Consider the following 20416-nt stretch of genomic DNA (forward strand, 5'->3'; position numbering starts at 1 on the left):
TTACCTCTTAACTATTGATAGCTTGGACAGGGGGACTCGCTGAGCGGAGTCGGATTTCAAATTCGGGGCCAATGTCGCCATGATTACCAACCACTAACTCACCATCGAAGGTTTCCACCAGTCGTTTAGAAATCGCCATGCCTAAACCTAAACCTTGTTTCTTGGTGGTAAAGAAGGGTTCAAAGATACGTTGCAACTGTTCTTCACTGAGCTGCGGCCCATTATCCCAGATGGCAATGCACTGCCAATCGTCGTGTTGGTATTGGCGGATCCCAAGGCGAGCATCGGCTTGTTGCTCTAAGGCGTCGATGGCATTGTTAATCAAGTTAATCAGCACTTGTTCCAGTTGAATGGCGTCGGCCTTAACCCATTGCTCCTCTAAGCCGGAGAATTCGATTTTTATCTCATGTTTCACAATTCTATTGGCTAAGATCGCGAGCGCCGCGTTGATTGAACTTGAACTCGAAACACAAGCGATTTGGCCGCTAGATTTGCGAGAGAAAATTTTAAACTTGGCGATCATCTTGCTCATCTTCAAGCAGAGTTTAAGAATGTCTTGCAAGTTATGAGTGACTTGCTGATATTGTTGCTTTTGCTGAAAGCGTAGTGCGTTTTCGGCGTAGTTTTGCAATGCAGTCAAGGGTTGATTCAGTTCATGGTTGATCCCTGCGGATAACTCTCCTAGGGTGGCTAATTTGGCTGCTTGCACGAGTTCATCCTCGGTCTTCTTCAAGGTGCTAGCGGTTCGTTGGTAATCATTCAGCGCTTGTTGTAACTGTTGGTTGCTGATGGTGAGTTGGGCGGTGCGTTGCGCTACGCGACTCTCTAGTTGTTGGTTGATTTGGTCTTGTAATTGGCGCGCTGACTGTAATTGTCGCCAGTAGAAATACAATAAAACTAAGCCTAAATAACACAGCGAACTGAGCAACATAGCCTTAGCAATCGCTTGCATATAGCCTTGGTCTGGCGATAGGGCATAGAGGCGCCAGCCGGTGTTCGCTAAGATCCGGCGGGTGTAGATGTAGTCTTGGCTTTGGTCTCGGAAATTCGGTAAGGTTATTTCACTGTCACGCTTTTTTTGGGCCATGTTAAGCAGTAAATGTTCACCATATTGCTTTGAGTTGATTAGCTGTTGGCGTTGTATTTCAGATAAAGGTTTAATGCTTTTATATAGCCAATGTGACTGTGATGCGTAAAATACCACGCCGTGTTTATCGGTAAGCAAATATTCAAAGCGAGGGTCTCGCCAACTCTTATCGATCACATTTAAGGCAACTTTGACCACCAATACTCCAATCACTCGTTGCTGCTGGAGTACTGGCGCAGAAAAGTAATAACCGCGTAATCCTGAACGAGAACCCAAGGCGAAGTATTGTGCATTCTTTCCTTGCATGGCCGTTTGAAAATAAGGGCGATAACTGTAATTACTATCGATGAAGGTTCGACTGCTTTGCCAATTACTGGACGCAATGGCAGTGCCGTAAGCGTTGAGTAAATAAGTGACATCGCTGCCTTGCAGTTGATTAATTTTTTGTAAATACAGATTTAATGCATGGCGCTGGGCGTCATTGTCTTGGTCATTTAAGGTCGCGAACAGCGGCTGTTGTACTGCCAGTACTTTTGGAAAATTGCGAAAGCGATCCAGTTCATGCTGAATACTCAGCTGCAGACGATAACTCTCTTCTGAGAGTTGGGCTTGTCGTTGCTGCTGATCTTGATATTGCGCCGCGGTGCCAGTGATGAGCATTAGCATCAGCCAAGCGAGAATTAATAGTAGTTTTTGGCTGTTGGTCATGTTGTTGCTCAGCTGTTGTTCCATCGCAAGCCCTGTCAATGTTTCAATGTTGCTAGTTTATTGATTTTTTGTAAGCAATGCTGGTTGCTTAGTCACATAGTGGACATGCTTCACGGTGCGGTGATCTTATATTTCCTAAAGTTATAAAGAATCCCTTTTTATTCTTTATTGTCTGGACTCTGGCGTGGTTAAACTAGCAGCAATTGTGATTTAGGGTGTGAAAAAATGCTGTTAAAGGAACTTTCGTCATTGGCCAGCCCACTGTCTGAACAACAGGTGAGTTTGTTACAACAAGCAACGGCTGAACTATCGGCTACTCAGTTAGCTTGGGTCAGTGGGTATTTAGCTGGAATTGGTCAGAATTCTGGACAATTGGTACCCCAAGCGGTAGCGCACGCAGCGGCTAAGTTAACCATTCTTTATGCCTCTCAAACGGGGAATGCTAAGGGCGTTGCGGAAGAATTGTTGAGCGCGGCGCAGGCCAAGGGCATCAATGCAGAGTTAGTCAATGTTGCCGACTATAAAACCAAGAGTTTGAAGACCGAAAGCCATTTGTTGCTGGTGAGTAGCACTAACGGGGAAGGCGAACCACCCGATGACGCGATTGAATTCCATGAGTTTTTGGTTTCAAAGAAAGCGCCTAAGTTAGCGCAGTTGAAATACGGTGTATTGGCCTTAGGTGATTCAAGCTACGAGTTTTTCTGCCAAACCGGTAAGGATTTTGATGAACGCTTAGCCGCCTTAGGCGCTGAACGTCTTTGTGAGCGAGTCGACTGTGATGTTGACTACGATAAAGACGCACAAGCTTGGGCGGAGCAAGCGTTAGCGCAAGTACAGCAAACCTTGCAAAGCGCGTCCAGTAGCGCGACAGCAAATTTGGCAGCTAGTACGCCAAGCAGTCGTCAATATAATAAGAAAAACCCCTATACAGCCGAGCTGTTGGTTAGCCAAAAGATTACCGGTCGTGATTCGGCTAAAGATGTTCGCCATGTCGAAATTGATCTCGCAGAATCAGGCTTACAATATCAGGCCGGTGATGCCCTTGGAGTATGGTTTGAGAATGACCCTCAGTTGGTGGAGCAAATTCTCACGCGCTTAGCTTTGAGTGCCGATGAGGAGGTCACGATCGATGGGCAGTCGCTTGGTCTGGCACAGGCCCTCACTAGCAAGTTAGAAATCACTCAAACCAGCGGTGCCTTTGTCGAAGCCTGGGCGAGTTGGTCGCAGAGCAAAAAATTACAGGCACTGGTGGCCGATAAAAACAAACTGCGTGAGTATGCTGCGAGTCATCAGGTAATCGACGTATTACTTGAGAAAAAAGCTAACGTGACTGCGCAGCAGTTGGTGGATGGATTGCGTCATTTAACCCCTCGCTTATATTCGATTGCTTCCAGCCAAGCGGAAGTTGAGGAAGAAGTCCATCTCACCGTGGGAGTCGTGAATTACCAACAGGGTGAGCAGCAACGTTTTGGCGGTGCTTCAGGATTTTTTGCGCGCGCTGAAGAAGGCGCTGCGGTCAAAGTTTTTGTGGAGCATAATGATAACTTCCGTTTACCCAGCCAGCCCGATACGCCAGTGATTATGGTTGGTCCGGGAACCGGCATCGCGCCATTCAGGGCCTTCTTACAGCAGCGTGATGCCAGTGATGCTGAAGGTAAAAACTGGTTGTTTTTTGGCGACCAAACCTTTACTCAGGACTTTTTGTACCAAACCGAGTGGCAGGGCTATCTTAAATCCGGTTTGCTCACCAAGTTGGATGTGGCCTTCTCGCGCGATCAAGCGGAAAAAATCTATGTGCAAGATCGCCTCAAAGAGAATGCCGCTGAAGTTTATCAATGGTTGGAATCCGGGGCTCACTTCTACGTGTGCGGGGATGCCAATCGAATGGCGAAAGATGTGCACCAAGCGCTGATCGAGATTATTGCTGAGCAGGGAGCGAAAAGCCCTGAGCAAGCGGAAGAGTATTTAAAACAGTTACGTAGTGCCAAGCGTTATCAGAAGGATGTTTACTAATGAGTGATAATTTAATTGTTGAAGGCAAATTGTCGGATAACGAGCGCCTGAAACGAGAAAGTAACTTCCTGCGTGGCACCATTGAAGCCGATCTGCAGGATCGGATCAGCGGTGGTTTTAGCGCCGATAACTTTCAGCTAATTCGTTTTCATGGCATGTATCAGCAAGATGATCGGGATATTCGAGCGGAACGAACCAAGCAAAAATTAGAGCCGCTACATAACGTGATGTTGCGGGCGCGGATGCCGGGCGGGATTATTCAGCCCAAGCAATGGTTGGCCATCGACAAATTTGCCAGCGAAAAAACTATGTATGGCAGCATTCGTTTAACCACCCGTCAAACTTTCCAGTTTCACGGTGTGTTAAAACCCAATATTAAGTTGATGCATCAAACTTTGGATAGTATTGGTATTGATTCGATTGCCACCGCTGGCGACGTTAACCGCAACGTCTTGTGTACCAGTAATCCGGTTGAATCAGAATTGCATCAGCAGGCTTACCTGTGGGCCACTAAGATTAGTGAACACTTACTGCCGAAGACACGAGCTTATGCTGAAATTTGGCTCGATGGTGAAAAATTAGAAGGTGGTGATGAAGAGCCTATCCTCGGCTCAAATTATTTGCCGCGTAAGTTTAAAACCACAGTGGTGATCCCACCGCATAACGACATTGACGTGCATGCCAACGATCTTAACTTTGTGGCCATTGCCGAACAAGGGCAGTTGATTGGCTTCAATGTTCTCGTCGGTGGGGGCTTGGCTATGACTCATGGTGATAAGTCGACCTATCCACGTCGAGCGGATGACTTTGGTTTTATCCCTTTAGCTAAAACCCTTGATATTGCCGCTGCAGTGGTCACCACGCAACGTGATTGGGGGAACCGAGTGAATCGTAAGAATGCCAAGACCAAGTACACCCTCGATCGGGTGGGGATCGATACTTTTAAAACGGAAGTTGAAAAACGAGCGGGGATTCAGTTTGAAGCGAGCCGTCCTTATGAGTTCACATCGCGTGGCGATCGCATCGGTTGGGTCGAAGGGATTGATGGTAAGCACCACTTAACCTTGTTTATTGAGAATGGCCGCTTGCTTGATTATCCGGGCAAACCCCTAAAAACCGGCTTGGCTAAGATTGCCGAAATTCATCAAGGTGATTTTCGCATGACCGCCAACCAAAATTTGGTGGTAGCAGGGGTCCCTGCTGCGCAGAAGGCTCAGATTGAAGCCTTAGCGCGTGAACATGGTTTAATGGACGATAGCCATAGTCAGCAGCGCTTCAATTCCATGGCTTGTGTGGCTTTTCCTACCTGTCCATTAGCGATGGCCGAGGCAGAACGTTATTTGCCGAGCTTGGTTGATGATGTAGAAAGCCTATTAAATAAACATAACATGGCCGAGCAACATATTATTTTGCGGGTCACTGGCTGCCCCAATGGCTGTGGCCGTGCCATGTTGGCTGAAGCTGGTTTAGTGGGTAAAGGGCCTGGTAAGTACAATTTATATTTAGGTGGTAACCAAAGTGGAACACGTATTCCTAAGCTCTATTTAGAGGGCATCGATGAACAACAAATTCTGTCGGAACTTGACGGTTTAATTGCTCGCTGGTCGGTAGAACGTGAATCTGAAGAAGCTTTTGGTGACTTTGTTATTCGTGTTGGTATCGTCGCTGAAGTTAAAGTAAGCGCTAGGGATTTTCATGCCTAACTTAGATTTGCAGCAGCTAGTTAAGCTGCCGCATGAGTTAAGAAAAGCAGAGTTAGCCTCGGTCAATCAGACCTTAGAGGCTAAAACTGCACAGCAGCGTATTGAGTGGGCTTTAGAGCACTTACCACAACAGGCGGTGCTTACTTCGAGCTTTGGTATTCAAGCGGCTGTGAGCTTGCATATGTTGACTCAAGTAAAGCCAGATATGCCAGTGATTTTGACTGATACGGGCTACTTATTTCCTGAAACCTATCGTTTTATCGATGAACTGACGGCCCGTTTGAACCTAAATTTAAAAGTGTATCGAGCTCAGCAGTCTAATGCTTGGCAAGAGGCGCGCTTCGGTAAGCTTTGGGAGCAGGGGGTCGAGGGCTTGAAGCAGTACAATACGCTTAACAAGGTCGAACCGATGCAGCGGGCTTTTCAAGAACTAAATGTTCAAACTTGGTTCTCGGGTTTACGTCGTAGCCAATCATCGAGCCGTTCAGAGCTGCCTGTGCTGCAGATCCAAAATGGGAGTTTCAAATTGTTGCCAATTATTGATTGGAGCAATAAGGACGTGCATTACTATTTGCAAGAGCATTCCTTACCCTATCATCCGCTCTGGGAGCAGGGTTATGTTTCGGTAGGGGATGTGCAAACTTCACAACCCTTACAGGCGGGTATGAGTGAGGAAGACACCCGTTTTTACGGTTTGAAACGTGAATGTGGGATCCACGAAGAAGTTGCGGGAAGTGGTATTTAATGAATATGTAGCTCATATGAGCTCCAAACAATTCAAATGCTGGTGGGGTGGTTATTAAACCATTCTGCTGGTAGGTCTGATAAGTTCAGGCTCGTTTTGTTGGTGCTTTTATGGCCTGCTTGAAAGGGGGATTTACTGCTATCGCTTATCTTTTTGTGTGGTACTTAAAGTCATAGAAATGCCTGTTGAAGTATTCTGCGCAGTTTATCGCTTATAACATTCGCTGAGGTAAGTCTTTGGGATTGCGATATTTTGCTGCTAATTCAGGGAGTACCCAAGTCTAAACGTTGCTCCGCTCAAACTAATTCGAAGTAGTTTTGTAATAATACGCTCAGTTGTTCCTGATAAGATGGCTGTGGCTGTTTTTCAATCAGTTTCGCCAACTCGTCACCAATCGGTGTAAAACGATGATAAGTCAATTTCACTCCTTTATAGCGAGAACGTAGTTGATATTGGCTTGTCCCGTGGGTTAGTGCGGTATTGTGTTGAATAGAAGGGCGAATTTCTAATTCTCGATCGAACAGCAGACCTAATTCGGTGAGCTGTAAAATATAGTGATAAGGCATCCGGTGCTGGCCTAAGCTTATTTTTTCCAACCTAGCTCTTACCAAGCCTAAGTTACTCGCTGGCCTGACGGCTCCGGTGATGATCTTGTGATTGCTTTCCCCCCCGACCGTTGAACTGAGCTCACAAGCCGTATGAAACCATAAAGCTTCTCTTTGCGTCATTAACTTCAAAGTCCTTAGTGCCTTGACCGAAAAGCTGCCGGGGGTGCTTAATTCTTGGCTTAAAATATCGGCCCACAATAACTGCATCGATTTTACTTGGGTATTACTGGCAAGCTTTAAAAACTCGCTCATCCAATCGGCATCAGGTTCACTGCCAAGGTCTTGTTCGCTAGTTTTTTGTGCTGCAAGGAAAAATATGTTCTCTAAGTTTTTTTGTTCAACCGCTTGCTCAACAATTGAGCGAGCCTGAGCTCTTTGCGACCAAGTTGAATTGGGTTGCTGCTTTCTTAGCAAGGCATCTAAACCGCGTTGTTTGGCTATTTTTACCAGGCGTAAGCTGGTGTTTTCTACTTGGCTGGTTTTATTTTCGATGATCGGCTTGTCTGACATTGAACTCTCCCTCGCTTTAGCTGTTTTACTGAGGATTTGCGGATAAAGCAAGTTTGCTTTTGTTGTTAAAGGTGTTAAATTTAGGTTAACTAAAAACCGTGTGGGGGTAATTGTGTTAAAAAACCTTACCGTATGGGCGAAACGACACAAACTCTTAACTTTGTTAATGAGTGCTTATGTGCTTAGTTTATTGGTTCTGATGATGATGTTTGAATAGGCGTAATGCTGCTTACGCCAGAGTGACGATTAAATATGCGAGTAGATGAGTTTAATCACTTGCTTAATTTCTTGTTTGTTCAATGCCCCATCTTTGGCAAATAATATTTTACCTTGCGTATCGAGTAAAATAATCGCTGAAGATTTAGGTTTTATATCTAGTAAATCAAATAGTTGCCCATCTTTATCTAATACAAAACTAGCATGTGGAAATTTTTTCTTATTGCTTTTCAGCTTGCTTTGAACAAACATTGAAGTACCGAAAATAGCGTCATCAAGGTTCACAATAGTGGTTGTTTGATATGTTTGAGCCGCAAAGTTAGCATTTTTAATCGCCTCAATCATGGCTGCATTAATCTCTTTAGCGCTGCTGCGTCCAGCCATTGCCTGTACCAAGCGGACTTTACCTGCCAGTTGTTTGGTATTCCATGGACTATAGCTTATCTGTTCGTCAACTAATTGTAACTCGCCCACCTTGTCTATAGAAATGTTGGGCAGAGACTCTCCCAGACTGAGGTTGAGTGCCATTACCCAAGTTGGTAGTAGGCTGAAGAACAATATTAGATATTTCACGTGCCGTTCCTTTTTATTGACAGTTAAAGCAGGTCAGACCTGTTATAAACATTTATAACAAAAAAGCAACAGATGTTAATAGAGGGCATCACTAATCAGTTCTACATCTGCGAGCTGCATCTCGTTTATCAGCTCTGAAGATCCAGAGATTAACACCAGGGTATGCTGTCCAAGAGTAATCGTTGGACCTTCGATACCACTATTGGCGTCGATAGTTAGCCAAGCGGGTGAGGCGCTACCAACGCTATGTGCAGGATAAACCATATACAGTGAATAGTCTGGGGCTAATTCACTGAGCATCAACGCCAGTAATAAGGCGCGTTCATCGCTATCCGCCAGATTATCCTTGAGTACATGGAGCGGTGGAGAAAAACTGTCACTGATTTCTCGTTTTACTGGAATGGTGAGTAGCCATGCTTGTGCCTCCGCTAGCGTTTGGTTGAGATCTTTCAAGGGCTGAAAGTTTTTTATTAATGGCAGCATTCGATTCCGATTTTGGTAGAACAGCTGCGAATAATTGGGCCGAACACAAGGGTATTGAGTGCCTCGCGGATGTCGACAAGGTAATAGACCTAAGTGGCGAAATGCGTCTTGAGTATATTGTTGATAGGCTTCCCAAAGCATCTCGGAAGAAGGGGTATTAGGATTACTGGCTAATATTTTAAGAATATCTTTTGGTGCCGCCGTTGGCTGCTTAGCATGTTGATTGATCATGACTAAAGCGTGCTCTAGGCGAGGGTTTAAGTAAGCACTAATCGCTTTGGTTGGATAAGTCAGACTATAACTGATCCTAAATTGTTCTATTGCCGATTGTTTTAAGAGTTCTTGAGAGAAATGCAGGCGCATTTGTCGTAGCTGACCTTGGGGATTTGACCATTGCCACTCGCCGTTAAAGGCTTGCTCATCTAGCGGCTTAAGCGTTAAGTCAGCGGCCGATGCAAGGGGACTAAACAGTAATACGGGCATTAAAATAAATCGCCATAAAGCCATTAAACTAAGCATCAATAGCTCCCGATATAGTGAGCGTATACTTAAGTTAATAGCAGTATTTGGTCAAATTACTAAGTTTTGTGAGTGCTTTGTTATTCGGGGCAGGCGCCTTGTTGATAGGAATTAACTTCGACATCGCCACAAGCAGAGCAGGCATTTCCATACTCTTTTAGCTTCCCTGCCACTTCTGCACATACCGGATCATATTGCATACTACAGAGTTCAGGTCGGGGGCTTTGGCAGATGTTATCAGCGTTTAATAACGGCGCTGATGTTTGACTACAAGCCATTAAAAGTAGAGCAAAAGATAAGATAGTTGAGTGCTTAATCATGGGCTATCGCCTAAACTTTCAAAAGATAATTATTGTAGATGAAATACTGATGATACGTCGATCTATTTACTTTTTTTGGGCTCTGTTCTTCAGCTTAAGCGCAGCGCAGGCGGGGCAGATTATTGTACAAAAAAGCTCAGACCCAAATAAAATTGATGTTTTCGAATTAAAAAAGGAATTGCTCGAGCAGCAACGCTGGCAAGAACAGCTTCGCGCAGAGGCTCATTTACAGTGGCTCCGAGAGTTACCTATTGGTTGTGTGGTTGGCGAGAATGGTGATTATCAATGTGGTTTAGTTTGGTATCGGCCCTACCGATATCGGCAACAGCAGTTGTTCATTGAAGTACCTAGGCCTCATTCGAGAGAGGAAAAACAACAATAGCGTAAAGTTGTGGGCATTTCGATGTTATTCTAAGGCTTAGATTTTTGCTTTAGAACAACGAACATTTATGCACATTCATATTCTAGGTATTTGTGGAACTTTTATGGGCGGCTTAGCCATGTTAGCCCGAGAGTCTGGCATGCGAGTCACTGGTAGTGATTTGAACGTTTATCCACCGATGAGCACTCAATTGGAGTCTTTAGGGATTGAGCTGATTCAAGGTTATGATCCTTCGCAGCTTGAATCCGCACCCGATCTGGTGGTGATTGGTAATGCGATGAGTCGCGGTAATCCTTGTGTCGAGTATGTGCTGGACAAAGGCTTAAAGTATTGCTCTGGCCCAGAGTGGTTAAACAATCACATCCTGCCTAATCGATGGGTATTGGCGGTGGCTGGGACTCATGGTAAAACAACGACTGCCAGTATGCTTGCTTGGATCCTCGAGGATAATGGTCTGGCGCCTGGTTATTTAATTGGAGGGGTGCCTCGCAACTTTTCCGGTTCAGCTCGTTTGGGAAATACTCCTTTTTTTGTGGTTGAAGCGGATGAATATGATAGCGCCTTTTTTGATAAGCGTTCTAAGTTTGTTCATTACCAACCTCGAACATTGTTACTCAATAACCTTGAATTTGATCATGCAGATATTTTTGAAGATTTAGCCGCAATACAAAAACAGTTTCATCATTTGTTGAGAATTGTCCCATGCTCAGGCCGGATCATTGCGCCAAAGATGAATCAAGCGATACAAGACGTGATTGCCATGGGATGTTGGTCGGAACTGGAGCTCACTGGTGAGGGCCAAAATTGGCAGTGGCAGGCGCTTAAAGATGATTGTAGTGAGTTAACCATTAGTCTTGATGGACAACAACAAGGATGCCTAAGTTGGTCGCTGATTGGGCAGCACAATGCCGAAAATGCCTTAATGGCGATAGCCGCAGCAAGGCATGTCGGGGTATTGCCAGCGCTTGCGATTGAAAGCTTGCAGCGTTTTCTGCCTCCGAAACGTCGATTAGAGTTACTTGCTAAGTTGGATGATATTCGCCTATTCGACGATTTTGCCCATCACCCCAGTGCGATTCAGAGCACCCTTGCAGGATTAAGAGCGCAAGTGGGCAAGGCAAGGATTATTGCAATCCTAGAAGCGCGCTCTAATACCATGAAGATGGGGATCCATCAGCAAAAGTTAGCCGAGAGTTTACAGCTGGCTGACTTGGTCTACCTCTATCAACCGAACGAGGATAATCAATATATATGTGATACGGCAGCACAGTTAGCACAAGCAAAAGTGTTTCAAACTGTTGAGCAGATAGTCGAACAAGTGAAGTCGGTGATGTGTGGTGGCGATCAAATACTAGTCATGAGTAATGGTGGTTTCGAAGGGATCCATGGCAAATTAAAAGCGCTATTAAGCCAATAAAAAAGGGCCTGATGAGGCCCTTGATCGTTTTTAGTTACTGACCCGGTGGGCGTAATAACGACAATACAAAGTCGTTAAGAAAGTCGACCACTTCTTGGCGCTCTGGGCTGTCTGGACGATTAATCATTTGTACCGCTAGGTACAAACCTGCATTAATCGTTTGAGCCGCTTGTAAGGCATTCAAGGCACTGCTAATTTCATTGTTGTCGAAACCAGCTTGAATACTTTCACCAATTTGTTGATTGATTTTAGCCATTACATTACTGAAGCGTGGCCAAACATCTTCGCGTACCGAAGAACTCCACTCTAACCAAATGTGAATGACATCCGAGTTGGTGTAAACCAATTCAACAAGTGCTGATAGATGGTGCTGAACGGCAGTAATGGCATTTTCATCGCTAGGATAAGTTTGTTCAACTACGCCTAACATGGTTTGCTCTACTTCCGATAAAACGGCATCAACTAAGTCTTCGCGGGTATTAAAGTAATTAAAAACCGTTGCGACCGATACATTTGCAAGTTCTGCGATTTCCGCATGACCTGCACGACCGATACCACGGCGGGCGAAAATTTCAACAGCGCATTGCATGAGCTGTTTACGACGTACTTCAGGCGACAGCCGAGTACGGCGTCTTAAGGTGCTAGTTTGCATATTTTAGTTCTCGCGTTTGTTGTTTCAATTATTATTTTTTATGAGGCATTTGTTGCTTACCATTTCAGACAAAAATCATCTAAAATATGGCGTTCAGTGCTGAAACATACACGAACATGCGAATACCTTCAGCTAAATCATAGTGTATTTACAAGCTAATTAATAGTTACTGACATAAGTAACTAATGATTTTTTTGTTAATTCATTGAAATATCGTGTGTTTATGTATTTTTTAGGTCCGGTTTATCCAAGTTTTTACTGATGGAAATCAGTTTATTAATAGGTCAGAGTTATGAAACATCGCGTAGAAGAAATGATCAGTGAGCAAGATATTGCACAACGAGTAACGGCTATTGGAGAGCAGATAAATGCCGCTTACCCCACTGACCGAAAATTAGTACTTATTGGGTTGTTACGCGGCTCATGTATTTTTCTTTCTGATCTGGCTCGTAAGATTGATCGCAAGCTAACCTTCGATTTTATGACTGTATCGAGTTACGGTAGTAGCATGGTTAGTACTCGTGATGTTCGAGTATTGAAAGATTTAGATGATGACATTAAAGGCTGTGATGTGATCATTGTCGAAGACATTATTGATACGGGCAACACTCTGAACAAGGTTAAAGAGATGCTGTCCTTGCGTGAACCAAACAGTGTGGCTATTTGTACATTATTGGATAAGCCTTCACGTCGAGAAGTTGAAGTGCCTGTTGATTGGATTGGTTTTTCTATTCCCGATGAATTTGTTATTGGTTATGGACTTGATTTTGACCAGTACTATCGCAATTTACCTTATGTAGGCAAAGTTATTCCGCTAGATTAAGCCAACTATCTTCGGGCCTAGGGGCCCATCTTTTATCTTCATTTAAGTAGTGATTATGCAGGCATTAGCAATTCAAGGTTTACAAAAAACGTACCCCGGTGGTGTTCAGGCGGTAAAAGGGTTTGATTTATCGGTAGAGCAGGGAGATTTTTTTGCACTTTTGGGACCTAACGGAGCGGGGAAGTCGACCACGATTGGCATCATTACTTCATTGGTGAATAAATCAGCCGGTAGCGTGAAAATTTTTGGTCACGATATCGATCACGACTTAGAAGCGGCTAAATCTTTTGTTGGACTAGTACCACAAGAATTTAATTTCAATCAGTTTGAAACAGTACTACAGATTGTGGTCAATCAAGCTGGTTATTATGGGGTTCCCCGAGCACTGGCGATGAAGCGTGCGCAAACTTATCTTTCTCAACTGGATTTGTGGGAAAAACGCGATGCACGTGCTCGCGAACTCTCTGGCGGGATGAAGCGACGCTTGATGATCGCACGGGCATTGATGCATGAGCCTAAACTTCTTATTTTAGATGAGCCGACCGCTGGGGTTGATATTGAGTTAAGACGTTCGATGTGGGCTTTTCTTCAGCGACTCAATGCTCAAGGCATTACGATCATTCTTACGACTCACTATTTGGAAGAGGCGGAAATGCTCTGCCGTAACATTGGTATCATCGATAAGGGGCAGTTGGTTGAAAACACTTCGATGAAGCAATTGTTGTCTAATTTAAACATCGAAACTTTTATTTTTGATATTGAAGATGGGATCGAAACGGTGGCATTAAATGGTTTCGCCACTCGAGTAACCGATGCTCATACGTTAGAAGTGGATGTTGAAAAACAACAGGGCCTGAATGCAGTGTTCCGTTTGCTTGATGAAGCAGGCATTGTGGTGAAAAGTATGCGCAATAAGGCGAACCGTTTGGAAGAATTGTTTGTCAACTTAGTCGCTGATGGGAGACAAGCATGAATTTAAGCTTATATTGGACTGCGCTGAGTAGTATTTTAACCAAAGAGGTCATTCGTTTTGGTCGAATTTGGGTGCAAACTCTAGTACCTCCAGCGATCACCATGAGTTTATATTTTGTTATTTTTGGTAACTTGATTGGTTCGAGAATCGGTGAAATGGGCGGCTATAGTTATATGCAGTTCATCGTGCCAGGTTTGATCATGATGTCGGTGATTACCAATTCCTATTCCAATGTGGCGTCGTCATTTTTTAGCTGTAAGTTTCAACGTAATATTGAGGAGTTATTGGTCGCGCCAGTACCAAATTATATTATTATTTTAGGTTTTGTGGGCGGTGGCGTGGTGCGAGGTTTATGTGTCGGCTTCCTTGTGACCATGGTCTCGCTGTTTTTTGTACCTTTGCACCTGCATAGTGTAGCGGCCATTATTTTCACAGTACTACTCACTTCCATTTTGTTTTCTTTAGGGGGGTTGATTAATGCCATCTATGCCAATAGCTTCGATGATATCAGTATTATTCCTACCTTTATTTTGACGCCACTGACTTACTTAGGTGGCGTCTTTTATTCAATTAGTTTGTTGCCAAGCTTTTGGCAGGGCTTATCACAAGTGAACCCTATTGTTTATATGGTGAATGCTTTCCGTTTCGGTTTTCTGGGTATTAGTGATGTTTCGCTAGTGCTATCGTATACGATGATATTAGCGTCGATTGCTATCTTGTATACATGGGCATTTATTTTAATTAAACGTGGTTATGGTTTGAGGTCATAATGGAGGGGAATTCTCGCAGTGTTAGCTCTAATCAACAAGGTATTCACGAGAATTTGCAAAAAGTGGTGCGACGCCACTTACAGCAGCCCTTCCAAAAGCCTTATCAACAGCACACCTTAGAAGCGTTCTTGAATTTAGAAAAGCAGCTTGCTGCTGCAGACCGCCCACTGATATTGGATTCTTGTTGCGGTACCGGACTGAGTACGGCTGCGCTTGCTCAACTTCATCCAGAGGCCTTGGTTGTTGGCTTAGATAAGTCGGCTCACCGCTTAACCAAGCACCAAGCGCATTTTGACCAAGCCGGGCAAAATTATATTTTGCTACAAGTCGATTTAAACGATTTTTGGCGTTTGGCTTGTGAAGCTGGCTGGCAGCCAAGCCATCACTATTTGTTATATCCCAATCCTTGGCCAAAGTCGCGGCATCTGCAGCGGCGCTGGCATGGGAGCGCGGTGTTCCCCTACCTCCTAAAACTTGGCGGGCAGTTAGAGCTGCGTAGTAATTGGCAGACCTATTTAGATGAATTTCAAATGGCCTTACAATTAGCGGGTTACAGTAGTCAAATTCTCCCTTATCAAACCGAAACACCGATGACCGCTTTCGAGCGCAAATATCAAAATAGTGGGCAAGGCTTATGGCAGTTACGCAGCCAGTTATCGGCTTAATGTTTCGTCGTCTGGTTTGCTTCCAAATGGGCTATTCCTGCATCAAATAGCTGGTATAGCCCATCTAATACGGCGCTAGCCTGCTGAAAATAATCGGCAACATTGATGGTTGGTCGAGGTTTGTTAATGAGTTCTAGCTGAATGGTCTGAAGCAGTTTTTCTAGTAAAGGTTGATAACTGGGATCCTGTGGAATGAAACTATCGGCAAAGTGATTGAGAGAATGTGCATCTATTTGGGCAATCTTGTTGTGTAAAAATGCTAAGCGGATCCGCTCGACGCTGCTGCTTTGATTGGCAGCGGCCAAGCCTGAGCCAAGCGCTCTTGCTTGGCCGATAGATTCAGCGGTTTCCAATAGTTCAAACCAGAGAAAATCGATATTTTTATGCTGCTTACTGAGGTTGGCCAAGCTGTAAAAACCAGCTAAATCTTGGGCTAAAAACAGTAGGTTTTTAATCATTAGGCTATGTTGAGCGATATTATTTTCTAAATTGTTATTCTGCCAACTGTGTTGCAGGCTTTGCCAGTGTTGACTAAAGCTGTCCCAACGAGCTTGCTCGGCGATGAACTGATCTTCGCAGAGGGTGCTTTGATAGCGGCGAATTTGCTGTTGTTGTGTGGCAAGCTCAGCTTCTGCTTGAGTATTCCCTTTTAAGATCGCAGAGCTCAATCCACGGTGCTTTTGTAAAGCAACGAGCAGATTTTTGAGTTGTTTTAAAGTATTTAGCCCAGCATATTGCTGTTGGCTGTGTTGTTTGCCTAGCAGCCAGGAGAGGCTGAGCCCCAGAGCAATGATGCTTAAGACACTGATGGCGATAATCGCGCTGGTATTCATGTTACGCTCCTTGCTGACTTAACACGCTAAGGTGTTGTGCAATATCGGCGCTTTGTTCTGCGCTAGAGGTATTTTGCCGCGCGGAATCAGCCACTTGATTAATGTTTTTGGACAGTTCTATAGTGGCTGTATATTGTTGCTCACTATTGCTGGCGATGATGGCTATTTGTGTTTGTAATTGTTGATTCTTATCGAAAATGGCAAGTAACTGCTGGCGTGAATCATCAACGGTGTGCTGGATCTGCTGCGCCTGTTCGGCCAGTTCAGTGATAGATTCTAGTAATTCATCGATATTGGTTTTCACATCTTTCATACTACTGCTAATTTCATTCGCCGATTGGTAACTGCGCTTCGCTAATTTTCGAACCTCATCGGCGACAATGGTAAATCCTCGCCCATGTTCGCCAGCCCGCGCAGCTTCAATCGATGCATTTAAGGCAAGTAAATTAGTTTGCTCGGCTATCTCTTCGATGGTTTTAGAAATATGACTGACAGTATGTGATTGTTGATGAAGTTGAGTGACCTTATTGAGGCTAGTGGTGCCCTTGTGGACCATTTTTTCAGTGACTTTTTGAGCGCTTAGAGCCGCCTTTTGGCCGAGCTCTGAGTAGTGTTTTGCTTCAGTACTCGCGCTTGCCACGTTTTTTACCTGTTCAGCGACATCTTTGATACTTTGACTCATTTCAATCACTGCGCTTGCCGAGGCCTCACTCGCGGCGGCCTGTTGTAGTGCCCCGCGAGCGACCGACTGCGCTTGTTGAGAGAGCTCTTTGGAGCAGTGGCTAATTTCCGCAAGGGCGTCTTGGTGTTGGGCAACTTGGCGTTGCTGTTGTCTCATCAGATCTAATTGTTGATAACGGGTATTGTGAAAGAAGTATGCCGCAAAACCTTTACTGTGTTCCTCTACGGGGTGTTGTACATGGGCGGTCAGCAGTTTAAGTAAGTACAGGTTGGCGATGGCGAATACGATGTTAACGGATACCATACTAAGGCTGAGTTGCGAATGATATTGCAGTAATATCAGTAGACTCAAACTGATGACTAGTAGATGACTAAATAAAAATAAGTAGAAAATAGCCCTTGCTCTACGCATGTATAGTCCTTGCTGGGATGAACACTGATGCTGTTGTTTATCGGATAAAGCAAAGACCATTCCTTTTTGATGATTTTATTTTAAAGCGTGATTGAGAGAGTCTTGGCAAAGTCGTAGCATTTGCTGGTGGTGATAGCGTAGTTGCGGTAATTGCTGGCGCCGATTAAGTTTGTGCCAATGCAGCATAAGATCATTAAATTCTTCATAATACTGGTTATTTATCTTGGTATTTAATAACACCAAGGTTTCGTCTATTTGTTGTTTGGTGCTTGCGAGTGCCACACTGGGAAGTCGTGATTGAGCCAGTTGTTGTGCTTGCAGGCGCCAATGGCGTCGTAGATTCCGATCTAGCGACAGGATCAGCCGTTGGTATTTGGCCCGTTGTTGCTGTGCTACACCGCGACGAGCACGGATAATTGCAGGAATAGGAATGACTGCTACGACGAATAAACTCAATATCACAAACCATACACTCAGCACCGCTGCGCTCCTGTGCCAGAAACCGAACTAGAAGGATCTTAGCAAAAAGCAAACCATAATCTAGAATGAAGGCTTTCTCACCATATATATCGCTAGTTTTTTGCAAAATGTTAGTGAACTGTGTGGTTGTCGTGTCTTGGGTGTTAATTTGCTTGTTGAGCGCGGTGTTGCGGAGAGGCCACTCATAAAAAACGCACTAATTTAGTGCGTTTTTTTAAGGAATGCACAATCCTGAGCTTAGCTAAGTTGCACTGGAATCGCCTTACTGGTACGAACCACATCATTGTGCTGATTGAGGTATACCAATGAAGGTTTATGTTGCTGCACTTGTTTGGCATCAAGGCCTACGTAGGCACAAATAATGACGCGATCGCCGACGGCGGCTCGTCGGGCAGCGGCACCATTCACTGAAATGATTTTAGAGCCGCGTTCGCCTGCAATGGCGTATGTTGAAAAACGTTCACCATTCTCGATGTTATAGATATCTATTTTCTCGTATTCCAGTATGCCGGCTAAATCCAAAATGTCCTGATCGATGGCGCAGGAGCCTTCATAGTTCAGTTCTGCATGAGTTACACGAGCCTGATGTAACTTGCCTTTAAGCATGGTTGTTTGCATGGACTTCTCTCTATTAATTGACGATTTGTTTCAGCGCAATCACGCAATTATCGATGAGTCTAACTTCCCCGAGAAAGGCCGCTAGTAGAATAACAGCACGTTGTGAGTGAGGCGTTAAGGGAGCGAGTGTATCTGCGTCAACGATATCGATCCCGTCACAAATAAAACCATGTTGTTCAAGCTGTTGTTTGGCTTGAATGGATAGCGATTGCTGGTTGCCGTAGCTTAATTGCTCGGCTAATGTGTACATCTGTTTGGCCAGTTGTGGTGCCACTTGGCGTTGCTCTGGGCTTAGTCGAGAATTACGCGAACTCATCGCGAGTCCATCGGTTTCTCGTATCGTAGCCAGCCCTATAATCTGGATTGGCAACAGGAGGTCTTGTGTCATCTTACGGATCAAGGCTAATTGCTGAAAATCTTTCTCGCCAAAAATTGCCACTGAAGGCTGTACTAAGTTAAATAATTTACAAACGATGGTCGAAACACCATCAAAATGTCCAGGCCGCAAGGCCCCTTCTAAGATGGTGGATAAACCAGGGACTTGAACTTTGGTTTCTTCGGCTAAGCCGTTTGGATACAAGGTCTCAGGGCTTGGCACAAATGCTAAGTTTGCACCAGCTGCCGTTAAGGCTGTTAAGTCTTGCTCAAGGGTGCGCGGATAGTTTGCCAAATCATTGGGGTTGTTAAACTGTAGCGGATTCACGAAAATAGACACCACTACATAGTCACATTCGGTCTGCGCCCGTTTGACAAGTGCGATGTGACCCGCATGTAGGTTGCCCATCGTGGGGACAAAACCAATTCGTAATTGTTGGTGGCGAACATGATCTAATTGCGAGCGTAACTCGTCGGGTTGCTGAATGACTTTAATCATTTAGTTGAAGCTCTGCTCTGTGCCGGGAAATTCTCCGGAAGCCACTTGCTTGATGTAACGACTAACAGCACTGGCGATATCCCCCGTTTCGGCTAAAAAGTTTTTCGAAAATTTGGGAATATGCCCCTTGCTAACGCCAAAAGCATCGTGCATCACCAAAATTTGCCCATCAGTTACATTACCAGCACCGATACCGATGACAGGGATAGTTAATGCGGCGGTAATTTGCTGGGCTAAGGCCAATGGAACACACTCTAATACTAATAATTGTATACCAGCGGCTTCCAAGCGCTTGGCGTGGTCGAGCATTTGCTGTGCTTGTTGTTCACTTCGCCCCTGTACTTTATAACCACCAAATACATGCACCGATTGTGGCGTGAGACCGAGATGACCACAAACCGGTACCCCCCGCTCAACAAGGCCTGTGATGGTTTGGCTCAGCCATTCTCCGCCTTCTAACTTCACCATTTGAGCGCCTGCCTGCATTAACTTAGCGGCATTTTGGTAGCTTTGTTCGGGTGTGGCGTAAGACATGAAAGGAAGGTCGGCAACAATCATGCTGGTGTCACTCCCTCGAGCCACACATCGGGTATGATAGGCAATCTCATCAACAGTTACTGCAAGGGTATCTTGGTGGCCTTGTAGTACCATCCCTAGTGAATCACCTACGAGTAGCAGATGCATGCCAAGTTGGTCAAATAACGCGGCAAAGCTCGCATCATAGGCGGTGATACAGGAGAATTTCTGGTTATTCTGTTTAAATTGTTGTAATTGAGAAACCGTTATTCTGCTCATAATAGGTTACCGTTTACACCAAGATAGGCATAAATTTGTTAGTGAATTTTTTGTTTACGCCCATTCGAGTGGACGTTTATAAACTTGTAAGCCGTTAGTATCGATAGATTCTGCTAATTTTAGTAGCTGACTCCCGTCAGGTAAGCATAAATCTACGGCTATTTCAGCAAGTGGTAATAATACAAACTCTCGCTGCTTCATGCCATAGTGCGGTACGGTTAGTCGGGGACTATCGATGATTTGATTGGCGTAGAGCAATAAATCGAGATCTAAGGTGCGTGGTCCCCAACGTTGATTTTTGCGAACTCGACCTTGTTGTTGCTCGATGGATTGAGTGAGATCGAGTAGCTGAAGCGGTTGTAAGGAAGTGTCTAAACTGAATACTGCGTTTAAATAATCGGGCTGGTCCTGTGGTCCCATCGGGCGACTGCGATACAAGGATGAACTAGCCACTAATTTCAGTTGTGGATGAGCAGCCAGTGCGCGTCTAGCTGCTATTGCCTGATGAAGTGGATCGACTAGATTACTGCCTAGGGCAAGATAACAACGAGCCATG

22 protein-coding genes are annotated in these 20416 nt (G+C 44.8%); 9 read left to right on the top strand and 13 right to left on the bottom strand.

Features of this window, described 5'->3' with window-relative positions; genetic code table 11:
- Positions 1 to 7: 7 nt before the first annotated feature.
- The gene (locus ACRRSY_RS03255; RefSeq protein WP_432464346.1) at positions 8 to 1819 is read right to left on the bottom strand and encodes a sensor histidine kinase; all 1812 of its coding nucleotides are present in this window, start codon (positions 1817 to 1819) and stop codon (positions 8 to 10) included.
- A 201-nt stretch (positions 1820 to 2020) separates the two neighbouring features.
- Between ACRRSY_RS03255 and ACRRSY_RS03260 the strand changes: the two genes are divergently transcribed.
- From ACRRSY_RS03260 to ACRRSY_RS03270, 3 genes are read left to right on the top strand one after another with little or no spacing between them, the layout of a single operon-like run.
- A complete protein-coding gene (locus tag ACRRSY_RS03260; protein ID WP_432464347.1) occupies positions 2021 to 3808 on the top strand; it encodes an assimilatory sulfite reductase (NADPH) flavoprotein subunit in 1788 nt (595 codons plus the stop codon).
- Complete coding sequence (gene cysI, locus ACRRSY_RS03265; protein ID WP_432464348.1) at positions 3808 to 5511, top strand: assimilatory sulfite reductase (NADPH) hemoprotein subunit; 1704 nt, start codon at positions 3808 to 3810, stop codon at positions 5509 to 5511. Before ACRRSY_RS03260 ends, cysI begins: the two co-directional genes overlap by 1 nt.
- Positions 5504 to 6256, top strand: a complete 753-nt coding sequence (locus ACRRSY_RS03270; protein WP_432454596.1) for a phosphoadenylyl-sulfate reductase — start codon at positions 5504 to 5506, stop codon at positions 6254 to 6256. Before cysI ends, ACRRSY_RS03270 begins: the two co-directional genes overlap by 8 nt.
- Positions 6257 to 6552: 296 nt before the next feature.
- Here ACRRSY_RS03270 and ACRRSY_RS03275 read toward each other — a convergent pair whose 3' ends face one another.
- The 4 genes from ACRRSY_RS03275 to ACRRSY_RS03290 all read right to left on the bottom strand — a co-directional run bounded on the left by ACRRSY_RS03275 (position 6553) and on the right by ACRRSY_RS03290 (position 9485).
- On the bottom strand, positions 6553 to 7374 hold the full coding sequence (locus ACRRSY_RS03275) for a TIGR03899 family protein (RefSeq protein WP_432464349.1): 822 nt from the start codon (positions 7372 to 7374) through the stop codon (positions 6553 to 6555).
- Between the two features lie 246 nt (positions 7375 to 7620).
- Positions 7621 to 8163 (bottom strand): YtfJ family protein, encoded by a 543-nt coding sequence (locus tag ACRRSY_RS03280; protein ID WP_432454594.1) that lies wholly within the window; start codon positions 8161 to 8163, stop codon positions 7621 to 7623.
- 75 nt (positions 8164 to 8238) lie between these two features.
- Entirely contained in the window at positions 8239 to 9165 is a 927-nt protein-coding gene (locus tag ACRRSY_RS03285; RefSeq protein ID WP_432464350.1) for a hypothetical protein, read from the bottom strand.
- An 80-nt stretch (positions 9166 to 9245) separates the two neighbouring features.
- The gene (locus ACRRSY_RS03290; protein ID WP_432454592.1) at positions 9246 to 9485 is read right to left on the bottom strand and encodes a hypothetical protein; all 240 of its coding nucleotides are present in this window, start codon (positions 9483 to 9485) and stop codon (positions 9246 to 9248) included.
- A 49-nt stretch (positions 9486 to 9534) separates the two neighbouring features.
- Here ACRRSY_RS03290 and ACRRSY_RS03295 point away from each other — a divergent pair, with 49 nt between their 5' ends.
- Together ACRRSY_RS03295 and mpl are read left to right on the top strand one after the other, a co-directional pair.
- Positions 9535 to 9867: a hypothetical protein gene (locus ACRRSY_RS03295; protein ID WP_432460889.1), complete on the top strand. Its 333-nt coding sequence runs from the start codon at positions 9535 to 9537 to the stop codon at positions 9865 to 9867.
- Positions 9868 to 9934: 67 nt separating this feature from the next.
- Complete coding sequence (gene mpl / locus ACRRSY_RS03300; RefSeq protein WP_432464351.1) at positions 9935 to 11284, top strand: UDP-N-acetylmuramate:L-alanyl-gamma-D-glutamyl-meso-diaminopimelate ligase; 1350 nt, start codon at positions 9935 to 9937, stop codon at positions 11282 to 11284.
- 34 nt (positions 11285 to 11318) lie between these two features.
- Here the strand turns inward: mpl and ACRRSY_RS03305 are convergent, their stop codons facing one another.
- Positions 11319 to 11936 (bottom strand): TetR/AcrR family transcriptional regulator, encoded by a 618-nt coding sequence (locus ACRRSY_RS03305; protein WP_432454589.1) that lies wholly within the window; start codon positions 11934 to 11936, stop codon positions 11319 to 11321.
- A 292-nt stretch (positions 11937 to 12228) separates the two neighbouring features.
- On the opposite strand from ACRRSY_RS03305, the gene hpt reads away from it, so the two are divergent.
- Genes hpt through trmB form a run of 4 tightly spaced genes read left to right on the top strand, consistent with a single transcriptional unit; the run spans position 12229 to position 15167 of the window.
- Positions 12229 to 12759 carry a hypoxanthine phosphoribosyltransferase gene (gene hpt / locus ACRRSY_RS03310; RefSeq protein WP_432454588.1) on the top strand — a complete coding sequence of 177 codons (531 nt, stop codon included), beginning with the start codon at positions 12229 to 12231 and terminating at the stop codon, positions 12757 to 12759.
- 55 nt (positions 12760 to 12814) lie between these two features.
- Entirely contained in the window at positions 12815 to 13732 is a 918-nt protein-coding gene (locus tag ACRRSY_RS03315) for an ABC transporter ATP-binding protein (protein WP_432454587.1), read from the top strand.
- A complete protein-coding gene (locus tag ACRRSY_RS03320; RefSeq protein ID WP_432454586.1) occupies positions 13729 to 14502 on the top strand; it encodes an ABC transporter permease in 774 nt (257 codons plus the stop codon). Before ACRRSY_RS03315 ends, ACRRSY_RS03320 begins: the two co-directional genes overlap by 4 nt.
- A complete protein-coding gene (trmB, locus tag ACRRSY_RS03325) occupies positions 14499 to 15167 on the top strand; it encodes a tRNA (guanine(46)-N(7))-methyltransferase TrmB (protein ID WP_432461093.1) in 669 nt (222 codons plus the stop codon). The genes ACRRSY_RS03320 and trmB overlap by 4 nt, the downstream gene beginning before the upstream one ends.
- Here trmB and ACRRSY_RS03330 read toward each other — a convergent pair.
- The 7 genes from ACRRSY_RS03330 to folK form a co-directional block, all read right to left on the bottom strand.
- Entirely contained in the window at positions 15164 to 16000 is an 837-nt protein-coding gene (locus ACRRSY_RS03330; protein WP_432454585.1) for a nitrate- and nitrite sensing domain-containing protein, read from the bottom strand. The genes trmB and ACRRSY_RS03330 overlap by 4 nt on opposite strands.
- A gap of 1 nt (position 16001) precedes the next feature.
- A complete protein-coding gene (locus tag ACRRSY_RS03335; protein WP_432454584.1) occupies positions 16002 to 17093 on the bottom strand; it encodes a methyl-accepting chemotaxis protein in 1092 nt (363 codons plus the stop codon).
- 75 nt (positions 17094 to 17168) lie between these two features.
- The gene (locus ACRRSY_RS03340) at positions 17169 to 17573 is read right to left on the bottom strand and encodes a hypothetical protein (protein WP_432454583.1); all 405 of its coding nucleotides are present in this window, start codon (positions 17571 to 17573) and stop codon (positions 17169 to 17171) included.
- A gap of 237 nt (positions 17574 to 17810) precedes the next feature.
- Complete coding sequence (gene panD, locus ACRRSY_RS03345) at positions 17811 to 18191, bottom strand: aspartate 1-decarboxylase (RefSeq protein WP_432454582.1); 381 nt, start codon at positions 18189 to 18191, stop codon at positions 17811 to 17813.
- 13 nt (positions 18192 to 18204) lie between these two features.
- Entirely contained in the window at positions 18205 to 19065 is an 861-nt protein-coding gene (gene panC, locus ACRRSY_RS03350) for a pantoate--beta-alanine ligase (protein WP_432454581.1), read from the bottom strand.
- The gene (gene panB, locus ACRRSY_RS03355) at positions 19066 to 19860 is read right to left on the bottom strand and encodes a 3-methyl-2-oxobutanoate hydroxymethyltransferase (RefSeq protein WP_432454580.1); all 795 of its coding nucleotides are present in this window, start codon (positions 19858 to 19860) and stop codon (positions 19066 to 19068) included.
- Between the two features lie 54 nt (positions 19861 to 19914).
- Positions 19915 to 20415 carry a 2-amino-4-hydroxy-6-hydroxymethyldihydropteridine diphosphokinase gene (folK, locus tag ACRRSY_RS03360; RefSeq protein ID WP_432454579.1) on the bottom strand — a complete coding sequence of 167 codons (501 nt, stop codon included), beginning with the start codon at positions 20413 to 20415 and terminating at the stop codon, positions 19915 to 19917.
- Position 20416 lies beyond the last annotated feature (1 nt).

It is taken from the genome of Agarivorans sp. QJM3NY_33 (assembly GCF_050870865.2).
In the GTDB taxonomy this organism is placed as follows: domain Bacteria; phylum Pseudomonadota; class Gammaproteobacteria; order Enterobacterales; family Celerinatantimonadaceae; genus Agarivorans.

Excerpts from the sequence above, each read along its gene's own strand:
- ACRRSY_RS03255 (WP_432464346.1), bottom strand. The coding sequence starts at position 1,819 with ATGGAACAACAGCTGAGCAACAACATGACCAACAGCCAAAAACTACTA.
- ACRRSY_RS03260 (WP_432464347.1), top strand. The coding sequence starts at position 2,021 with ATGCTGTTAAAGGAACTTTCGTCATTGGCCAGCCCACTGTCTGAACAA.
- cysI (WP_432464348.1), top strand. The coding sequence starts at position 3,808 with ATGAGTGATAATTTAATTGTTGAAGGCAAATTGTCGGATAACGAGCGC.
- ACRRSY_RS03270 (WP_432454596.1), top strand. The coding sequence starts at position 5,504 with ATGCCTAACTTAGATTTGCAGCAGCTAGTTAAGCTGCCGCATGAGTTA.
- ACRRSY_RS03275 (WP_432464349.1), bottom strand. The coding sequence starts at position 7,374 with ATGTCAGACAAGCCGATCATCGAAAATAAAACCAGCCAAGTAGAAAAC.
- ACRRSY_RS03285 (WP_432464350.1), bottom strand. The coding sequence starts at position 9,165 with ATGCTTAGTTTAATGGCTTTATGGCGATTTATTTTAATGCCCGTATTA.
- ACRRSY_RS03290 (WP_432454592.1), bottom strand. The coding sequence starts at position 9,485 with ATGATTAAGCACTCAACTATCTTATCTTTTGCTCTACTTTTAATGGCT.
- ACRRSY_RS03295 (WP_432460889.1), top strand. The coding sequence starts at position 9,535 with ATGATACGTCGATCTATTTACTTTTTTTGGGCTCTGTTCTTCAGCTTA.
- mpl (WP_432464351.1), top strand. The coding sequence starts at position 9,935 with ATGCACATTCATATTCTAGGTATTTGTGGAACTTTTATGGGCGGCTTA.
- ACRRSY_RS03305 (WP_432454589.1), bottom strand. The coding sequence starts at position 11,936 with ATGCAAACTAGCACCTTAAGACGCCGTACTCGGCTGTCGCCTGAAGTA.
- hpt (WP_432454588.1), top strand. The coding sequence starts at position 12,229 with ATGAAACATCGCGTAGAAGAAATGATCAGTGAGCAAGATATTGCACAA.
- ACRRSY_RS03315 (WP_432454587.1), top strand. The coding sequence starts at position 12,815 with ATGCAGGCATTAGCAATTCAAGGTTTACAAAAAACGTACCCCGGTGGT.
- ACRRSY_RS03320 (WP_432454586.1), top strand. The coding sequence starts at position 13,729 with ATGAATTTAAGCTTATATTGGACTGCGCTGAGTAGTATTTTAACCAAA.
- ACRRSY_RS03330 (WP_432454585.1), bottom strand. The coding sequence starts at position 16,000 with ATGAATACCAGCGCGATTATCGCCATCAGTGTCTTAAGCATCATTGCT.
- ACRRSY_RS03335 (WP_432454584.1), bottom strand. The coding sequence starts at position 17,093 with ATGCGTAGAGCAAGGGCTATTTTCTACTTATTTTTATTTAGTCATCTA.
- panD (WP_432454582.1), bottom strand. The coding sequence starts at position 18,191 with ATGCAAACAACCATGCTTAAAGGCAAGTTACATCAGGCTCGTGTAACT.
- panC (WP_432454581.1), bottom strand. The coding sequence starts at position 19,065 with ATGATTAAAGTCATTCAGCAACCCGACGAGTTACGCTCGCAATTAGAT.
- panB (WP_432454580.1), bottom strand. The coding sequence starts at position 19,860 with ATGAGCAGAATAACGGTTTCTCAATTACAACAATTTAAACAGAATAAC.
- folK (WP_432454579.1), bottom strand. The coding sequence starts at position 20,415 with ATGGCTCGTTGTTATCTTGCCCTAGGCAGTAATCTAGTCGATCCACTT.